Source organism: Nocardioides nematodiphilus (assembly GCF_020216525.1).
GTDB lineage: Bacteria > Actinomycetota > Actinomycetes > Propionibacteriales > Nocardioidaceae > Nocardioides > Nocardioides nematodiphilus.
This window is the reverse complement of record NZ_JAIWOY010000005.1, coordinates 106227-122618: the sequence shown is the minus strand read 5'-3', so window position 1 is coordinate 122618 and position 16392 is coordinate 106227. Positions and strand designations below refer to the sequence as shown.

Genomic DNA, 16392 nt, shown 5'->3' with positions numbered 1-16392 from the left:
TCCCCACCCGTCTGGACACGCGCGCCGTAGACGGTGACCTCTCACCACTCCGGTCGTTGACGCTGTGTGTCTGAGCCGACCGGAGGCAAGCCCCACCCGTACGCGGAGATCATCGACCTCTTCCGCGACACCGGCGCGCCCGCTCCAGCGCCCGCCCCAGCACCGATGCCCGCGGTCGTCGCGCCGACGCCGCCACGGGCGCCGGCGCACGGGCCGACCTCGCAGCCGAGCCGCCCGCGTCGCGCGCTGATGTTGCTGCCGGTCGCGCTGCTCGCCGTGGCCGGCGGCGCGGCGGCCGTCGTCATGCACCAGCACGACACCGCCTCGAGGGAGGCTGCCACGCCGCCTGTCACCTCACCGACGGCCGCCTCCGCTGCGCCGGTCGCGGCGCCCCCGGCACCGCAGTCCGCGACGGCGGCCGGCACGGAGTACAGTCGCGCGCTCGACCGCCTCAGCGCCGCGCGGGAGCCCGGCGACCTGGCGACCGCGAGCCGGCGGGTCCGCGCACAGACCACGGACCTCCGCGCCGCGACGGGACGGCTCGCCCGTGCCGAGGCCGCCCACCTCGACGCCCTGGTCGCGCTCGGCACGCTGGACGCCAGCACCCCGCCCGACCTCACCTCGTACGCCCGGCTCACCGCCGCCGCGCAGCACGCCTCCGATGCCGTCACGGCAGCGGCCGGCAGCCGCGAGGACGTACCCGACCCGTCGGTGGCGACCGGCAACGTCGTCGCCCTCACCGGCCGCGCTGTCATCGGCGGTGTCGGCACCCAGGTCCACCGCCTCGCGGACGCCACCGCCGCGGCCCACCTGACCGCGCAGCTGCGCGTCGCCGCGGCCCAGGCCGACGCGCTCGTGGACACGGCGACCAGCGCCGCGAGCACGGTCACCGACCCGCACGCCGCCACCGAAGCCACCGCGTACGCCACGGCGCTGCGCGCACTGGCCGCGCTGGGGGCGATCGACGCCGACCACCTGACGGCGTGGGCGGACCTCCAGGGGCCCCTCCTGCAGAGCCTCTCCGCTGCGGGAGTGCCCGAGGCCGGCGATGACGTGCACGCGATCAGTGCGATGGTCGGCGCTGCCCAGAAGAAGATGGACGCGTGGGCCGCGAAGAGCGGAGGGAGCGTCCCTGTCGGCTCGGCGTCCCCGACCTCCGCCCAGACCCAGCGAGCGGTGAAGGCCGCCGAGGCCGCGGCGAAGGCGGCCGCGAGCTATGCGACCCGCGCCGACGCACTGGTGGACCGGTACGCCGAGGCGATCGCCACCCTGCCGGCGGTCTCCCCCGGACAACAGCCGTCGTACGAGCTGGCGCAGCGGTTCAACCGGACCAGCCGACTCCTCGAGAGCCTGACCTCGAGCGTCGCGTCCCTCCACGCCCCGGCAGGCATGGCCGGGGCCCAGGCGACCCTCGCCGATCTGGTCGCCCGCGGCCGGACGGCGGCGACCACCGGACAGGATCTGGCCATCAGCGCCACGGAGTGCAATCCGGCCAGGCGCGTCTGTGTGCTCGGCTCGATGTCCCAGTGGCCGGCGTACAAGCGGGCCGTCGGCGCGCTCGGCAGCCCCGCCGCCGTGCGCGGCACGATCGCCGCGGGCGTGCGTACGGCCCAGGCGGCCGTCGCCGCGGCGGGCGACGGGGCCGGACGCGGGTCGGCCGTGACCAGCGAGGTGCCGCCGAAGCCGATCGTCTGACCGGTCACATCTGTCCCATATATCGAGAATCGCGTCTCATCAATCGGGACTTCAGGCGTTAACTGGGTGCATGAGCACGCCGGACGGGTCCGCGACGGTCAGCATCACCTCGATCAGCGAGGCGCGCCGCTGGGGCATGCTCGCCGCCAGCACCTTCGCCCAGGCCGCCGCGGTGGTGGCCAACAACGGCGTCGCATACCTCGTGCCCGCCCTGCACCGTCACGACCACTACTCGCTGGCGGCCGCCGGCGCGATCGTCGCCGCACCCTCCTTCGGCGTGATGGCCGCCCTGGTGGCGTGGGGCTGGCTCGCCGACCATCGCGGCGAGCGCGTCGTCCTGCTCGCCGGGCTGGCCGCGACCGCAGCGTTCTCCGCGGCCGCCACCCAGACCCATGCCACCGGGGTCCTGTGGCTGATGCTCTTCCTGGCCGGGGCCGGCTCGGCCGCGGCCAACTCGGCGTCGGGCCGGGTCGTGGTCGGCTGGTTCCCGCCGCAGCGGCGCGGACTGGCGATGGGGATCCGGCAGATGGGCCAGCCGATGGGCATGGCCATCGCCGCTGTCGCAATCGCTCTGGTGGCGGCGCGCCACGGTGTCCACGCCGCCCTGTGGGTGCCGGCGATCGCGACGCTCGTCGCCGCCGCCATCGTCGCCGTGGTCGTGATCGACCCGCCGCGCCCGCCGAAGAAGACCGGCACCGCGGCAGCCGCCGAGAACCCCTACCGCCAGGACCGCTACCTCGCGCGCATCCACGGCGTCTCCGTGCTGCTGGTCGTGCCGCAGTTCGTGGTCGGCACCTTCATGCTGCTGTGGCTGACCGACTCCCAGGGCTGGTCGACGGGCGCCGCGGGCGCGCTCGTCGCGGTCGCCAACATCCTCGGGGCCTTCGGCCGGATCGCGGCCGGCCATCTCTCCGACCTGGTCCGCAGCCGGATGCGGCCGCTGCAGTGGGTCGCGATCGCCGCGTGCGCCGCGATGATCCTGCTGGGCATCGCCGCCGGGCTCGAGCTCTTCGTCGCCGTGCCCCTGATCGTGCTGGCCTCGGTCCTCTCGGTCGCCGACAACGGATTGGCCTTCACCGCGGTCGCCGAGCGCGCCGGGGCGTACTGGTCGGGCCGGGCGCTCGGCGTGCAGAACACCGCCCAGTTCCTCACCGCCGCCCTGGTCGGACCGATCGGCGGATGGGCGATCACGCATCTGGGGTACGCCTGGACGTACGCGCTGACCGGACTGCTTCCGCTGCTCGCGATCGGGCTGGTCCCGGTGCACGGCGAGCGCCGGCACGACTGACGTCCCCGGCACCCCGTACGAACGACGATCGGCCGGCTCGCCGTGTGGGGGCGAGTCGGCCGATCGGCTCGGGACGCTCAGAGGCCGGTCACGTGAGGGAGCGGATCAGCTTCTTGTTGACGAACTCGTCGATGCCGAAGCGACCGAGCTCGCGACCGAAGCCGGAGCGCTTGATCCCGCCGAACGGGAGCTCGACGGAGTCCAGCTGGACGCCGTTGACGAAGACCATGCCGGCCTCGATCCGGTCCGCCACCCGAGCCGCCTGCGCGGGGTCGGTGGTGAAGACGTACGAGCCCAGGCCGTACGGGGTGTCGTTGGCGATCGTCACCGCCTCCTCCTCCGAGGACGCCCGGAACACCATCGCGATCGGCCCGAAGAACTCCTGGCGATAGGCGTCGTTCTCGACGGTGACACCGGTCAGGACGCCGGTCGGGAAGAACGCGCCGTCGCGCACGCCGGCTGATTCGAGATGGGCGCCCTGAGCGACCGCCTCGTCGACCTGCTCCTGGAGCCGGTCGGCCGCCGCGGCCGAGGAGAGCGGCGTGATGCCAGCAGCGCTCGCCGTGATGGCCGCGGTGAACCGCTCCACGAAGGCCTCGTAGAGGTCCGACGCCACCACGAACCGCTTGGCGGCGTTGCAGGTCTGACCGGTGTTGTCGAGGCGGGCTGCGACCGCGGAGGCCACGGTGGCGTCCAGGTCGTCGGTGGAGAGCAGGATGAACGGGTCCGAGCCGCCGAGCTCGAGCACGACCTTCTTGAGGTTGCGCCCGGCGATCTCCGCGACGGCGGCGCCGGCACGCTCGGATCCGGTGAGGGAGACACCGGTGATCCGGGCGTCCGCGATCATCGTCGCCACCTGGTCGTTGGTCGCGTAGACGTTGACGTACGCGCCCGCCGGCAGCCCGGCGTCGTCGAAGATCCGCTGCATCGCGGCCGCCGACTCCGGACACTGCGGGGCGTGCTTGAGAACGATCGTGTTCCCGACGCACAGGTTGGGACCGGCGAAGCGGGCGACCTGGTAGGCGGGGAAGTTCCACGGCATGATCCCGAGCAGTGCTCCGTACGGAGAGCGGCGCACCAGCGCCGAGCCCTCACCCCCGAGCAGCTCGATCGGCTCGTCCGCGAGCAGCGCGTCCGCGTTGTCGGCGTAGAAGGCATAGATCGCGGCCGAGAACTCCACCTCGCCGATCGCGTCGGCGAGCGGCTTGCCCATCTCACGCACGATGAGCGCGGCGAGCTCCTCCTTGCGCTCCTCATGCAGCTCGCCCACCCGTCGCACCAGGGCGGCCCGCTCGGCGACGGTGGTGCTGCGCCCCCAGCCCCGGGCCGCCGCCGAGGACGCGGCGAGCGCGGCCTCGACCTCGGCGTCGCCGGCGGTCGGGTACTCGCGCACCACCTCGCCCGTGGCGGGGTCGGTGACGGCATAGAGGCTCATGCCACGCCGCCCTGGCCGGCCTCGTGCCGCTTGGCGAGCAGCGACACCAGGTCGTAGGCGACGTGCGAGGCCGCGATGCCGGTGATCTCCGCGTGGTCGTACGGCGGTGAGACCTCGACGACGTCGGCGCCGATGAGGTTGAGCCCGTCGAGCCCGCGCAGGATCTCCAGCAGCTCACGCGAGGTGATGCCGCCCGCCTCGGGGGTGCCGGTGCCGGGGGCGTGCGCCGGGTCGAGGACGTCGATGTCGATCGAGATGTAGAGCGGGCGGTCCCCGATGCGCTGGCGGACCCGGTCGATCACCTCGACGACGCCCTGGTGGTAGACGTCGGCGGCGGTCACGATGCCGAAGCCGAAACGGCGGTCGTCCTCGAGGTCCTTCTTGCCGTACAGCGGCCCGCGGGTGCCGAGGTGGGAGATCGCCTCGGTGTCGAGGAGGCCCTCCTCCACCGCGCGGCGGAACGGCGTGCCGTGGGTGTAGTCCGCACCGAAGTAGGTGTCCCACGTGTCGAGGTGGGCGTCGAAGTGCAGCAGCGCGATCTCGCCGTGCCGTGCCTTCGCCGCCCGCAGCAGGGGCAGCGTGATGGTGTGGTCGCCGCCGACCGTCAGCAGGCGGGTCCCGTCGGCGGTGAGATCGAGCGCGGACGCCTCGATGGTCTCGAGGGCCTCGTTGATGTCGAACGGGTTGACGGCGATGTCACCCGCATCGGCGACCTGGGCCACCTCGAACGGCGAGACGTCGAGCCCGGGGTGGTACGGCCGCAGCAGGCGGGAGGACTCGCGGACGTGGGCCGGCGCGAAGCGGGCGCCGGGCCGGTACGAGACGCCGGCGTCGAACGGCACGCCCGCCACCACGATGTCGGCCCGGTCGACCTCGTCGAGGCGCGGCAGCCGCGCGAAGGTGGCCGGGCCCGCGAAGCGCGGGATCCGAGAGCTGTCGGTGGGTCCGAGCGGGCCCCGAGAGGTGGGTTCAGCCATGGGTCGATTCAGCCTTCCGAGACGATCTGGTTGCCGGACGCGGGTCCGGCTGGGACGAACCGGGGGCCCGCGGGACCGAAGGCGTCCCGCGGCTCCGGGAAGACACGGAGCAGCACCGGGTAGAGCACCGCGGCCAGGCCGATGCCGATCGGGATGCTCAGGTCGATGCCGTTGCTCAGCGCGAGCGGACCGACGAACTGGCCGGGCAGGTTGACGAAGCAGATCGCCAGGGCCGCCGGGACGAGCCAGCCGAGCAGGCCGCGCCAGTTCCAGCCGTGCGCGAACCAGTAGCGCCCGCCACGCTGGCGCCGGTTGAAGACCTGCAGCGAGTCCGAGTCGTACCAGCCGCGACGCACGACCCAGCCGATCATCATGACGACCATCCACGGCGCGGTGCAGCTGATGATGAGGACCGAGAACGTCGAGATGCTCTGCACGACGTTGAACGCGAAGCGACCGATGAAGATGAAGGCGATCGCGATGACGCCGATGAACAGCGTCGCCTGCACCCGGTTGAACCTCGGGAACACGCTGGAGAAGTCCAGGCCCGTGCCGTACAGCGCCGTCGTGCCGGTCGACATGCCGCCGATGAGCGCGATCAGGCAGACCGGCAGGAAGTACCAGCCCGGCGAGACCGCGAGGAGGCCGCCGACGTAGTCGCCGCTGCTGATGAAGTCGGGGGCCTTGAGCGCGATGACCGTGGCCGTGACCAGGCCGAAGAAGAACGGCACCAGGGTGGCGATCTGCGCGAGGAAGGCCGCCGCCATGAGGCGGCGCTTCGGGGTGTCCTGCGGGATGTAGCGCGACCAGTCGCCGAGGAAGGCGCCGAAGGAGACGGGGTTCGACATCACGATCAGCGCGGCACCGAAGAAGGACGGCCAGTACATCGCCTTGGTGGCTGCGTCGGCGCCGTCGCCGTAGACGCCGCCGTACGAGGAGTCGAACGGACCGAAGAAGGCGAAGGCGCCGAGCACGAACAGCAGGGTGGCGGCGATGACGGCGACCTTGTTGACGAGGAGCATGAAGCGGAAGCCGTAGATGCACACGGTCAGCACGAGCACCGCGAAGATGCCGTACGCGACCGCGAGGGTGCCGTCGTTGCTCGGCAGGTGGACAGCGCGGTGCGCGGCACCGACGAGCGCGTCGCCCGAGGACCAGACGGAGATCGAGAAGAACGCGAAGGCGGTCAGCAACGAGAGGAACGAGCCGACGACCCGGCCGTGCACCCCGAGGTGTGCCGAGGAGGAGACGGCGTTGTTGGTGCCGTTGCGCGGACCGAAGATCGACATCGGCGCCAGCACGAGGGCCCCGACGACGACGCCGAGGACGGTCGCTGCGGCACCCTGCCAGAAGCTCAGGCCGAAGATGATCGGGAAGCTGCCGAGGACGACGGTGGCGAAGGTGTTCGCGCCGCCGAAGATGAGGCGGAAGAGGTCGAGCGGCCCGGCCGTACGCTCCGCGTCGGGGATCGGCTCGACGCCGTGCGCCTCGACCTCGGTCGCCTTGGGCGCGACGACGGTGCCGAGACTCGGGGCGCTCTCGTTGATGGTTGACATCGGGATCCTTCAGTCGGCGGCCGGAGCCGGGGAGAGGTGCTCGTGGACGGCGATCAGGCCGTCCCCGTCGCGGACGAAGATGATCGACTCGCGCTCGAGCGTCGTCGTGCGCTCGCCACCGACCGACGTGACCGTACGGACGCTGTGGCTGAGGATCGCGGCGTCACCGTGGATCTGCACCAGCCGCTCGGTGCTCTCGCACTCCTCGACCCGCCAGCCGTCGGCCATCCACCCGGCCCACAGCGCCTCGTAGGCGGCACGGTCGTCCAGACGGTGCGCCTCGGGGTGGAAGACGAAGCTCGCCGAGGGGGCGAAGCAGGAGAAGTAGGCCTCGGTGTCGGTGGCGGCGAAGGCGGCGACGAGGCGGTCCGCGGCCTCGAGCACCTCGTCGATGGTCAGTTCCGGCATCGCCCACTCCTTCGTGCGTTCTCAGTGACCGGGAGAATCTAAGAAATCGTCCGACGTCTGGCAAGCAGTTCCTGACGAACCGTGCACCGTCCAATCATGATCTGCCATTGTGCGAGCAGATCGGGCGTAGGATCCACACTCATGGTCGCTATCGTGGTCACGGAGTGACCGGCGACACAGCGCAAAATTCATCCGACAAAATTCTGGCGAGGACGACGTGGACGAGACCGATCAGGCGATCATCCGGCTGCTGCAGACCGACGGCCGGCTCGGCCACCGCGAGGTCGCGGAGGCGATCGGCCTGTCGCGGTCTGCCGCCGCGGGGCGCATCAACCGCCTCATCGAGACCGGTCAGGTCGTGGTGCACGGCGTGGTCCACCCCTCCGTACTCGGGCGTGCCTCGCTGGCCCACGTGGGGCTCGTCGTCCGCGGACCGGCGGAGCCGGTGGCCCGCTTGGTCGCCGAGCGCGAGGACTGCCCGTTCGTGTCGCTCACCTCAGGCCCGCACAGCATCGTGGCCGAGCTGCGCACCTCCTCCGCCGAGGAGCTCGACCGGGCACTCACGGCGCTGCGCTCGGTCCCCGGGGTGCAGGGCGTCGACACGCTCTCCTACATCGAGGTGATGCGCGACGTCATCGGCCCGGTCGGCGACACCGACCACCAGATCGACGAGATCGACGCCGCGCTGCTGCGCGTGCTCCAGACCGACGGACGCGCGTCGTACGTCGAGCTCGCGGACCACGTGCAGCTCACGCCCGCCGGCGTGCGGAAGCGGGTGATCCGGCTGATGGACTCCGGCGTGGTCCGGATCGGCGCGCTGGTGCGCCAGCCCGGCCGCGACGGCCAGGCAGCCATGGGCATCGGGCTGCGGGTGAGCGGCGACCCGCAGGACCTCCTCGACCGGCTGCACGAGCTCCCCCAGGCGAGCTTCCTGGCCCGCACCCTCGGGCGCTACGACCTCATCCTCACCCTGCGCTCGTACGACCTCGGCGAGCTGCTCGCCGGTCTGGAGCAGGTGCGCGGCCTGCCGGGAGTCAATCAGGCCGACAGTTGGATGCACTTGCAGGTGGTCAAGGAGACGTACGCCTTCGAGGGACTCGCACCGCCCCAGCACGGGTGAGGCCGACCTCACCAGACACATTGAAGTTACCGACAAGTAGAGTTGGCTCACAGTGGGGCGTCCCGCGCTTCACACCCCGGTGGGCCTCCCCTAGGCTCACCTCGCCCCGCAGAACCGCAGGACAGTAGAGCCAAGGAGGCCTGCCGGCATGTTGCAGACCATCGCCATCGTCGTCTCGTTCGCGTTGAGCGCCGTCGCGATCACGCTGACGGTCATCGCCGTACGACGGATGCTCGGCGTGCTCCGCGTCGGACAGCCCGCGCTCGGCCGTACCGACAACCCCGGTCGCCGCCTCGGGGCCATGCTCAAGGAGACGGTCCTCCACACCCGCATGCTCCAGTGGACGTGGATCGGCATCCTGCACTGGTTCGCCTTCGCGGCGTTCATCATGCTGTCGACCGCGGTGGGCTCGGCCTACTTCCAGCTGTTCGACCCGCTGTGGACCATCCCGATCATCGGCCGGTGGTTCGGCTACGAGTGGGTCGCCGAGGGCCTCGGCCTGCTCGGCACGCTCGGCATCGTCCCGCTGTTCGTCTACCGCCTCACGCACATGCCCAAGGACCAGGGCCGCAAGACCCGATTCTTCGGCTCGACCATGTGGCAGGCGTTCTTCGTCGAGGCGATGGTGCTGCTCGAGTCCTGCGCGATCCTCTTCATCCGCGGCGCCGAGAAGAACCTCGCGCTGGCGCACGGCGGCGAGCACGCCGAGCACGCGACCGGCTTCCACTTCCCGATCTCGCAGCTCTTCAGCCACCTCTACCCGGCGGGGCACGAGGACAACATCGGCACGCTGGAGAACATCGTCTTCGGCATCGCCGCGTTCAAGATCATCTCCGCGATGATCTGGCTGATCGTGATCTCGACCAACCTGACCATGGGCGTGGCGTGGCACCGCTTCACCGCCTGGTTCAACATCTTCTACAAGCGTGAGTCGACCGGCCGCGACACCGACGGCAAGACCCTCGCGCTCGGCGCGATGAAGCCGCTGACGTCCGGCGGCAAGGTCATCACACTCGACGACATCGACGACCTCGACGAGGACGCGAAGCTCGGCGCCGGCACCATCGAGGACTTCTCCTGGAAGGGCATCCTCGACTTCACCACCTGCACCGAGTGCGGCCGCTGCCAGTCGCAGTGCCCGGCCTGGAACACCGAGAAGCCGCTCTCCCCGAAGGCCCTCGTCATGGGCCTGCGCGAGCACGCGTACGCCTCCGCCCCGTACCTCGAGGGCAGCGCCGAGCGCCGCGAGCTGCCACTGGTCGGCAAGACCACCGCCGACCAGTCGGTCGGCGAGGGCGACCAGGTGCTCGACTGGTTCTACAACCCGAGCCCCTCGGACGGCCCCTCGTTCGTCATCGACGAGGACGTGCTCTGGTCCTGCACCTCGTGCGGCGCCTGCGTCCAGCAGTGCCCCGTCGACATCGAGCACGTCGACCACATCATGGACATGCGGCGCTACCAGGTGCTCGTCGAGTCCAACTTCCCCTCCGAGCTCAACGGCCTGTTCAAGGGCCTGGAGAACAAGGGCAACCCCTGGAACATGTCGCCGAACGCGCGCATGGACTGGGCCAAGGGCCTCGAGTTCGACGTCCCGGTCGTGGGCGAGGATCTCGATTCGCTCGAGTCCGTCGACTGGCTCTTCTGGGTCGGCTGCGCCGGCGCGTACGAGGACCGCGCGAAGAAGACCACCCGCGCCGTCGCCGAGCTGCTCAACATGGCCGGCGTGACCTTCGGCGTCCTCGGCAACGGCGAGACGTGTACGGGTGACCCGGCCCGCCGCGCCGGCAACGAGTTCGTCTTCCAGGGCCTGGCTCAGCAGAACGTCGAGACGTTCAAGGAGTTCAAGGTCAAGAAGGCCGTCACCACCTGTGCGCACTGCTTCAACACGCTGAAGAACGAGTACAAGCAGTTCGGCGTCGAGCTCGAGGTCGTCCACCACACGCAGCTGCTCAACCGCCTGGTGCGCGAGGGCAAGCTGACCCCGGTCGCGCAGGGCGCGGGCGCGCACAAGCGCTCCATCACCTACCACGACCCGTGCTACCTGGGTCGCCACAACGGCGTCTACACGCCGCCGCGCGAGCTCCTCGAGATCCTGCCCGGCGCCGAGTACGTCGAGATGCCGCGCAACTCCGAGAAGTCCTTCTGCTGTGGCGCCGGCGGCGCCCGCATGTGGATGGAGGAGAAGATCGGCTCGCGGATCAACCGCAACCGTACGGACGAGGCCGTCGGCACCGGCGCCGACCAGATCGCCGTCGGCTGCCCGTTCTGCCGCGTGATGATCTCGGACGGCCTGACCGCCTCGCAGGCGGACGGCACGGCGCGCGAGTCGGTCGAGGTCCTCGACGTGGCTCAGATGCTGCTCGCGTCGGTCAAGGGCGAGCAGGCCACCAAGCTGCTCCCGGGCCAGTCGACCGAGGAGCCTGCCGCTGCGGCGGCCAAGGCTGCCGACGTCGCCACCAAGGCCGAGCCGTCCCCCGGTGACGTCACGGTCACCGAGAACACGATCACCGAGACCGCTGACGCGGGCCCGGCGGCCAAGGCCTCGGGTGGCTCGTCGCTCTTCGACACGCCTGCCCAGGAGCCCGCGGCCCCGGCCGCACCGGCCTCGCCCGCCTCGGGTGGCTCGCTCTTCGACGACTCGTCGTCGCTGTTCGACACCCCGGCGGCTTCCGCCCCGCAGGAGAAGGCTCCCCAGGAGGAGGCAGCCACGCCTGCCGCAGGAGCCGACCTGGGCGCCGGCGGCTCGCTCTTCGACGTGCCGGCCACCGAGACCCCGGCACCCGCCACGGCGGAGCCGAAGGCCGAGGCCCCGAAGGCGGAGGCTGCTCCAGCGGCCGAGGCTGCTGCCCCGGCGGTCGACCTGAACGCCGGCGGCTCGCTCTTCGACGTGCCGGCCACCGAGACCCCCGCACCCGCCACGACGGAGCCGAAGGCCGAGGCCCCGAAGGCGGAGGCCGCTCCAGCGGCCGAGGCTGCTGCCCCGGCGGTCGACCTGAACGCCGGCGGCTCGCTCTTCGACGTGCCGGCCACCGAGACCCCCGCACCCGCCACGACGGAGCCGAAGGCCGAGGCCCCGAAGGCGGAGGCCGCTCCAGCGGCCGAGGCTGCTGCCCCGGCGGTCGACCTGAACGCCGGCGGCTCGCTCTTCGACGTGCCGGCCACCGAGACCCCCGCACCCGCCACGACGGAGCCGAAGGCCGAGGCCCCGAAGGCGGAGGCCGCTCCAGCGGCCGAGGCTGCTGCCCCGGCGATCGACCTGAACGCCGGCGGCTCGCTCTTCGACGTCCCGGCCCAGGCTCCGGCTGCGGCCGCGTCGTCTGCCGCCACCTCCGCTCCGGCCGTGGCCGCTCCGGAGGTCGAGTCCGCCGAGGCTGCTCCGGCCGCCGAGATCCCGGCCACGACGGCGCCGGTCTCGACGGGCTCGTCGTCGGTCCCGCACACGGACGTCGACATCGAGGCTGCCGGCTCGCTCTTCGACATCGCCGCCCCGACCGGCTCGGTCGCCGCTGCTCCGGCCCCGGCCGCTGCCGCGCCGGCGGCTCCGGTCGAGGAGGCGGCGCCCGCTGCCGAAGCCGCCCCGGCCGAGGCGCCGGTCGCGGAGGAGACGCCTGCCGAGGCGGCTCCGGAGCCCGAGCCGGTCGAGACCCAGGCTGCCCCGGCGCCTGCCGCCCCGACCGCTCCGGTCGCTCCGGCCGCCAGCAGCTCGGGCACCGCATCGGCTCCGCGCACGGACGTCGACATCGAGGCGGCTGCCTCGCTCTTCGACATCGAGGCCCCGTCGGGCGCCGTCGCGGCCGCTCCGGCCGCTGCCCCCGCCCCGGCTGCGCCGACTCCGGTTGCCGAGACTCCGGCCGAGCCGGACGCCGAGCCTGACGCCGAGGAGGCCGCTCCGGCTGCCGCTGAGGCCGTGTCGGTCGAGGAGGCTGCTCCCGCTGTCGAGGAGACCCCGGTCCGCGTCGAGGAGGCCCCGGCAGCGCCCGAGGCCGCCGAGACCGAGCCGGAGCCCGCTCCGGCTCCCGCCGCCCCGGCTCCGACCAGCTCGGGCGAGGCTCACACCCCGCGTACCGATGTGGACATCCACGGCGCCGGGTCGCTGTTCGACCTGTAAAGCAGCTCGACGAGTGGGCCCCGGCAGCTGTCGCTGCCGGGGCCCACTCGATTTCGCGGGATACAGGTGAGAAGGTCGGCCCGGCCGGCAGCAGACGACAACTCTTCTCACCAGTTCCTCGACGTCGCGGAGACCGGCGCGCCCCAGCTTCGACCAGCCCAGAGGCGTCACGACGCGGCGGCCGGTCGTGATCCGCCACGGGAGGCCGCGCGGGCGGGAGGCCTCCAGCTCAGGGCCGAGTCACCGAGGCGCGACGGCCGAGTCGCCGGTGCCCGAGGGCCGAGTCGACCGTGCGCGAGGGCCGAGTCGACCGTGCGCGAGGGCCGAGTCGGCTGCCCCTGCAGCTACTCGGAGCCTGCGCCAGGCGAGCGGATCGTCAGCACCGCCTCGACCGGGGCGTCGTCGAGCGCCTCGTAGCCGTGCTCGACGTCGCTGACCCAGGCAGCCGTCTCCCCCACGCCCACCGTCTGCTCGCGGCCGAGCGCGCCGACGCGGGCACGGCCATGGGTGATCAGGAGGTGCTCGGTGACGCCGGGACCGTGCGCACCGGAGCGATGGGCGGCAGCCGGCTCCAGGCTCAGCAGGTAGACCTCGACCGTGGTGCCGTCGTCGTGCCGGCGGGCGTCGAGCAGCCGCGCCGCGATGCCTGGCGAGGCGACGAAGGACCCGGGTGCGACCAGGAAGGTCGCGAGCGGGGCGTCGAGCGCATCGGCGAGGGCGTAGAGCGTGGAGAGGGTCGGGTTGCGGGTGCCGTTCTCGAGCTCGGAGAGCGATCCCTTCCCGACACCCGCGCGGGCCGCGAGGGCGCTCAGGGACAGGCCGGCCTGCTGCCGCGCGAGCCGTACGCGCGCGCCGATCGCCGCCGCCAGCTCCGCCTCCATGGGCGCGAGCCTAGTATGGTTCTGTTTATGGAACGATGGCATGTCGCCTCCTCAGGAGCGGTGGTCGCGCTCGTCGGCTTCGCGAGTTCGGCGATGGTGGTGATCGCCGGGCTGCGCGCGGTCGGTGCGAGCCCGGCCCAGGCCGCCTCCGGCCTGGCGGCCCTCTGCGTCGTCCAGGGCGTCGCGACCATCGCCCTGAGCCACCGTCACCGGATCCCCGTCCTCATCGTCTGGTCGACGCCCGGCGCGGCGCTGCTCGCCGGCACCGGCCACGTCGACGGTGGCTGGGCCGCGGCGGTCGGCGCGTTCGTCGTGGTCGGGCTCCTCATCATCCTGACCGGCCTCTGGCCGCGGCTGGGCCGCCTCATCGCCGCGATCCCGACCCCGATCGCTCAGGCCATGCTCGCCGGCGTCCTCCTCGAGATCGTGCTGACGCCCGTCCACGGCGTCATCGACCACCCGGCGCTCATGCTGCCTCCGGTCCTCGTCTGGCTGGCCCTGATCCGGCTCGCGCCGCGCTTCGCGGTCCCGGCTGCCTTCGCGGCCGCGATGATCACGATCGGTCTCTGGCTCAGCCGACACGGTGGTCTCCACGGCGACCTGCTGCCGCGAGTGGACCTCACCACGCCCGCCTTCTCGATGAGCGCGCTGCTCACCATCGCACTGCCGCTCTGGCTGGTCACGATGGCCTCCCAGAACGTCCCGGGCGTCGCCGTCCTCGCATCCTTCGGGTACGAGGCGCCCTGGCGGCCCAGCATGCTCGCCACGGGCGTCGGCACGGTGGCGGGCGCCTTCGCAGGTGGTCACGCGGTCAACCTGGCCGCGCTGACCGCGGCCCTCGCCGCGGCGCCGGAGGCGCACCCCGATCCGCGTCAGCGCTACCGGGTCGCCGCGGCCGCCGGCTGGTTCTTCCTCCCGATCGCCCTGGCCTCGGCCGCCATCACCGCCGTGGTCGCGATCGCGCCGGAGGGCGTGGCGGTGGGCGTCGCCGGACTCGCGCTGATCAGCGTGCTCGCCGCGTCACTCACCGCCGCGATGGAGGCGCCCGACGGGCGGATCGCCGCCGCCGTGACCTTCATCGTCGCCGCCAGCGGCATCGAGGCTGCCGGCATCGGCGCCGCGTTCTGGGCGCTCCTGGCCGGCCTCGCCGTCCACCTGACGCTCACCGTCCGGCGCTAGCCGGCATCACGGCCTCCGGAGACGCAAAGGCCCCCCACGTACCCGATAGAGCTCTCCTACCCTTGCTGCCTTCCGGCCCTGGGGGATTCGGCGAGATACCGCCACGTGGGGGGTTGCGAGGAAGTCTAGGCGAGGCCCTACCGCGGCCCCAAGCCGGGGCTCAGCGCAGGACGAGGAAGAGGCCGACGGCGGTCGGCAGCAGACCGATCAGGAGCCAGCCGTTGCGCGGGTCGTGCTTGTGGATCCCCTGACCGAGGATCACGGCGCCGACGCCGAACAGGCCGGCGATGATGCTCAGCCCGATCTGGCCGCTGCGCTGGTCGGTCATGGTCGCGGCGATCACGATGCCCACGCACAGGTGGGCGATCGTGAAGACGGCCAGCACCGAGAGCACCCAGCGCTGGACGTGGGTCAGCGACTTGTCGTTGACCGGGCGGACCGGGTTGTTCGGGTCCATCAGGTGGCGCGGCCGCTTCTTGGCCGGCTCGGCAGGCAGGGTCTCCACATCCCTGTTGTACGCCACCGTGACCGGGGCCCTGAATTCGGCGACACAGGTGTGGGCCGGTAAGGTTCGCGGCGGACCCGTCGCCTAGTGGCCTATGGCGCACGGCTGGAATCCGTGTTGGGTGCAAGCCCTCGGGGGTTCGAATCCCCCCGGGTCCGCCAGCCAGAAGAGCCCCTCGCAAGAGGGGCTCTTCTGCGTTCGAGGACCGCTCAGGCCCGCTCGCTCGGGACGTCCCAGCCGGAGAGGTCCGGGCCCTTCGGGACGATGCCGGACGGGTTGATGTCGACGTGCACCCGGTAGTAGTGCGCCTTGATCTGGTCGAAGTCGGTGTTGTCGCGGAACGCCGGGAACGACTGGTAGAGGTCGCGCGCGTAGCCCCACAGGTTCGGCATCTCGCTGAGCTTGTTGCGGTTGCACTTGAAGTGGCCGTGGTAGACCGCGTCGAAGCGCGCCAGGGTCGTCCAGAGCCGGACATCCGCCTCGGTGAGCGTCTCCCCCATCAGGAAGCGCCGATCGGCGAGGCGCTCCTCGAGCCAGTCCAGCGCGGTGAAGAGCCGGTCGTACGCGGCGTCGTACGCCTCCTGCGAGCCGGCGAAGCCGCAGCGGTAGACCCCGTTGTTGACCTCGGTGTAGATCCGCTGCATCACCTGCTCCATCTCGTCGCGGACATCGGCCGGCCACAGGTCCGGCGCGTCCGCGCGGTGGTGCTCGCGCCACTCGAAGAAGAGGTCGTGGGTGATCCACGGGAAGTCGTTGGTGACGACGGCGCCCTGCGTCGGGCCGCCAGCCGTGTCGACGATCGCCGGCACCGTGACGCCGCGCGGGTAGTCCGGGAAGCGCGCGTCGTAGGCGTCGCGCAGGAAGTGGATGCCGAGGACCGGGTCCACGCCGCCCTCGTCGAGGTCGAACGTCCACGAGCGGGCGTCGTGGGTCGGTCCGGGCAGTCCGACGGAGATCACGTCCTCCAGCCCCAGCAGCTGGCGCACGATCAGCGTGCGCGTCGCCCACGGACACGCCTTCGCGGCGATGAGCCGGTAGCGGCCCGGCTCGACCGGCCACATCACGCCCTCGGTCGGCCCCTGCTCCGGGACCCGCGCATCGCGCGTGATCCGGTCATCGATGTACCGGGTGTCGCGGGTGAACTCGCGACCCTGCTCGACGTAGGACGGCACCTGATCCTGACTCATCGACTCTCCCACCCAACCTGTCTAGACCTCATTCAACCTTCAACCATCTTCTC

General features: G+C 71.9%; 12 protein-coding genes, 1 tRNA gene and 1 other RNA gene. 6 read left to right on the top strand and 8 right to left on the bottom strand.

What is annotated here, in order from left to right; genetic code table 11:
• The first annotated feature begins 66 nt into the window (after positions 1–66).
• Together KSO98_RS10495 and KSO98_RS10490 are read left to right on the top strand one after the other, a co-directional pair.
• Positions 67–1695: a hypothetical protein gene (locus KSO98_RS10495; RefSeq protein WP_225285470.1), complete on the top strand. Its 1629-nt coding sequence runs from the start codon at positions 67–69 to the stop codon at positions 1693–1695.
• Between the two features lie 70 nt (positions 1696–1765).
• Positions 1766–2983, top strand: a complete 1218-nt coding sequence (locus KSO98_RS10490; RefSeq protein ID WP_225285469.1) for an MFS transporter — start codon at positions 1766–1768, stop codon at positions 2981–2983.
• A gap of 88 nt (positions 2984–3071) precedes the next feature.
• Here the strand turns inward: KSO98_RS10490 and KSO98_RS10485 are convergent, their stop codons facing one another.
• Genes KSO98_RS10485 through KSO98_RS10470 form a run of 4 tightly spaced genes read right to left on the bottom strand, consistent with a single transcriptional unit; the run spans position 3072 to position 7359 of the window.
• Positions 3072–4418 (bottom strand): NAD-dependent succinate-semialdehyde dehydrogenase, encoded by a 1347-nt coding sequence (locus tag KSO98_RS10485; protein WP_225285467.1) that lies wholly within the window; start codon positions 4416–4418, stop codon positions 3072–3074.
• Positions 4415–5395 carry an agmatinase gene (speB, locus tag KSO98_RS10480; protein ID WP_225285466.1) on the bottom strand — a complete coding sequence of 327 codons (981 nt, stop codon included), beginning with the start codon at positions 5393–5395 and terminating at the stop codon, positions 4415–4417. The genes KSO98_RS10485 and speB overlap by 4 nt, the downstream gene beginning before the upstream one ends.
• Before the next feature lie 8 nt (positions 5396–5403).
• A complete protein-coding gene (locus tag KSO98_RS10475) occupies positions 5404–6951 on the bottom strand; it encodes a purine-cytosine permease family protein (RefSeq protein ID WP_225285465.1) in 1548 nt (515 codons plus the stop codon).
• Between the two features lie 9 nt (positions 6952–6960).
• Positions 6961–7359, bottom strand: coding sequence for a YybH family protein (locus tag KSO98_RS10470; RefSeq protein WP_225285464.1), 399 nt, complete (start codon positions 7357–7359; stop codon positions 6961–6963).
• Between the two features lie 217 nt (positions 7360–7576).
• Between KSO98_RS10470 and KSO98_RS18900 the strand changes: the two genes are divergently transcribed.
• Together KSO98_RS18900 and KSO98_RS10460 are read left to right on the top strand one after the other, a co-directional pair.
• Positions 7577–8479, top strand: coding sequence for an Lrp/AsnC family transcriptional regulator (locus KSO98_RS18900; RefSeq protein ID WP_225285462.1), 903 nt, complete (start codon positions 7577–7579; stop codon positions 8477–8479).
• A gap of 148 nt (positions 8480–8627) precedes the next feature.
• Positions 8628–12587: a (Fe-S)-binding protein gene (locus KSO98_RS10460; RefSeq protein ID WP_225285461.1), complete on the top strand. Its 3960-nt coding sequence runs from the start codon at positions 8628–8630 to the stop codon at positions 12585–12587.
• Between the two features lie 344 nt (positions 12588–12931).
• Here the strand turns inward: KSO98_RS10460 and KSO98_RS10455 are convergent, their stop codons facing one another.
• Positions 12932–13468, bottom strand: coding sequence for an XRE family transcriptional regulator (locus KSO98_RS10455; RefSeq protein ID WP_225285459.1), 537 nt, complete (start codon positions 13466–13468; stop codon positions 12932–12934).
• A 27-nt stretch (positions 13469–13495) separates the two neighbouring features.
• On the opposite strand from KSO98_RS10455, the gene KSO98_RS10450 reads away from it, so the two are divergent.
• Positions 13496–14647 carry a benzoate/H(+) symporter BenE family transporter gene (locus tag KSO98_RS10450; protein WP_263642628.1) on the top strand — a complete coding sequence of 384 codons (1152 nt, stop codon included), beginning with the start codon at positions 13496–13498 and terminating at the stop codon, positions 14645–14647.
• Between the two features lie 25 nt (positions 14648–14672).
• Here KSO98_RS10450 and ffs read toward each other — a convergent pair.
• An RNA gene (gene ffs, locus KSO98_RS10445) (signal recognition particle sRNA small type) lies at positions 14673–14762 on the bottom strand.
• 45 nt (positions 14763–14807) lie between these two features.
• On the bottom strand, positions 14808–15152 hold the full coding sequence (locus tag KSO98_RS10440; RefSeq protein WP_225284412.1) for a hypothetical protein: 345 nt from the start codon (positions 15150–15152) through the stop codon (positions 14808–14810).
• A 73-nt stretch (positions 15153–15225) separates the two neighbouring features.
• Here KSO98_RS10440 and KSO98_RS10435 point away from each other — a divergent pair.
• Positions 15226–15313: transfer RNA gene (locus tag KSO98_RS10435), tRNA-Ser, on the top strand.
• A gap of 48 nt (positions 15314–15361) precedes the next feature.
• On the opposite strand, the gene KSO98_RS10430 is transcribed toward KSO98_RS10435, so the two are convergent.
• Complete coding sequence (locus KSO98_RS10430) at positions 15362–16339, bottom strand: glutathione S-transferase family protein (RefSeq protein ID WP_225285457.1); 978 nt, start codon at positions 16337–16339, stop codon at positions 15362–15364.
• Between the last annotated feature and the right edge of the window lie 53 nt (positions 16340–16392).

Bases quoted from the DNA above. Each gene is read 5' to 3' on its own strand.
- KSO98_RS10490 (WP_225285469.1), top strand. From the start codon at position 1,766: ATGAGCACGCCGGACGGGTCCGCGACGGTCAGCATCACCTCGATCAGC.
- KSO98_RS10485 (WP_225285467.1), bottom strand. From the start codon at position 4,418: ATGAGCCTCTATGCCGTCACCGACCCCGCCACGGGCGAGGTGGTGCGC.
- speB (WP_225285466.1), bottom strand. From the start codon at position 5,395: ATGGCTGAACCCACCTCTCGGGGCCCGCTCGGACCCACCGACAGCTCT.
- KSO98_RS10475 (WP_225285465.1), bottom strand. From the start codon at position 6,951: ATGTCAACCATCAACGAGAGCGCCCCGAGTCTCGGCACCGTCGTCGCG.
- KSO98_RS10470 (WP_225285464.1), bottom strand. From the start codon at position 7,359: ATGCCGGAACTGACCATCGACGAGGTGCTCGAGGCCGCGGACCGCCTC.
- KSO98_RS10460 (WP_225285461.1), top strand. From the start codon at position 8,628: ATGTTGCAGACCATCGCCATCGTCGTCTCGTTCGCGTTGAGCGCCGTC.
- KSO98_RS10455 (WP_225285459.1), bottom strand. From the start codon at position 13,468: ATGGAGGCGGAGCTGGCGGCGGCGATCGGCGCGCGCGTACGGCTCGCG.
- KSO98_RS10450 (WP_263642628.1), top strand. From the start codon at position 13,496: ATGGAACGATGGCATGTCGCCTCCTCAGGAGCGGTGGTCGCGCTCGTC.
- KSO98_RS10430 (WP_225285457.1), bottom strand. From the start codon at position 16,339: ATGAGTCAGGATCAGGTGCCGTCCTACGTCGAGCAGGGTCGCGAGTTC.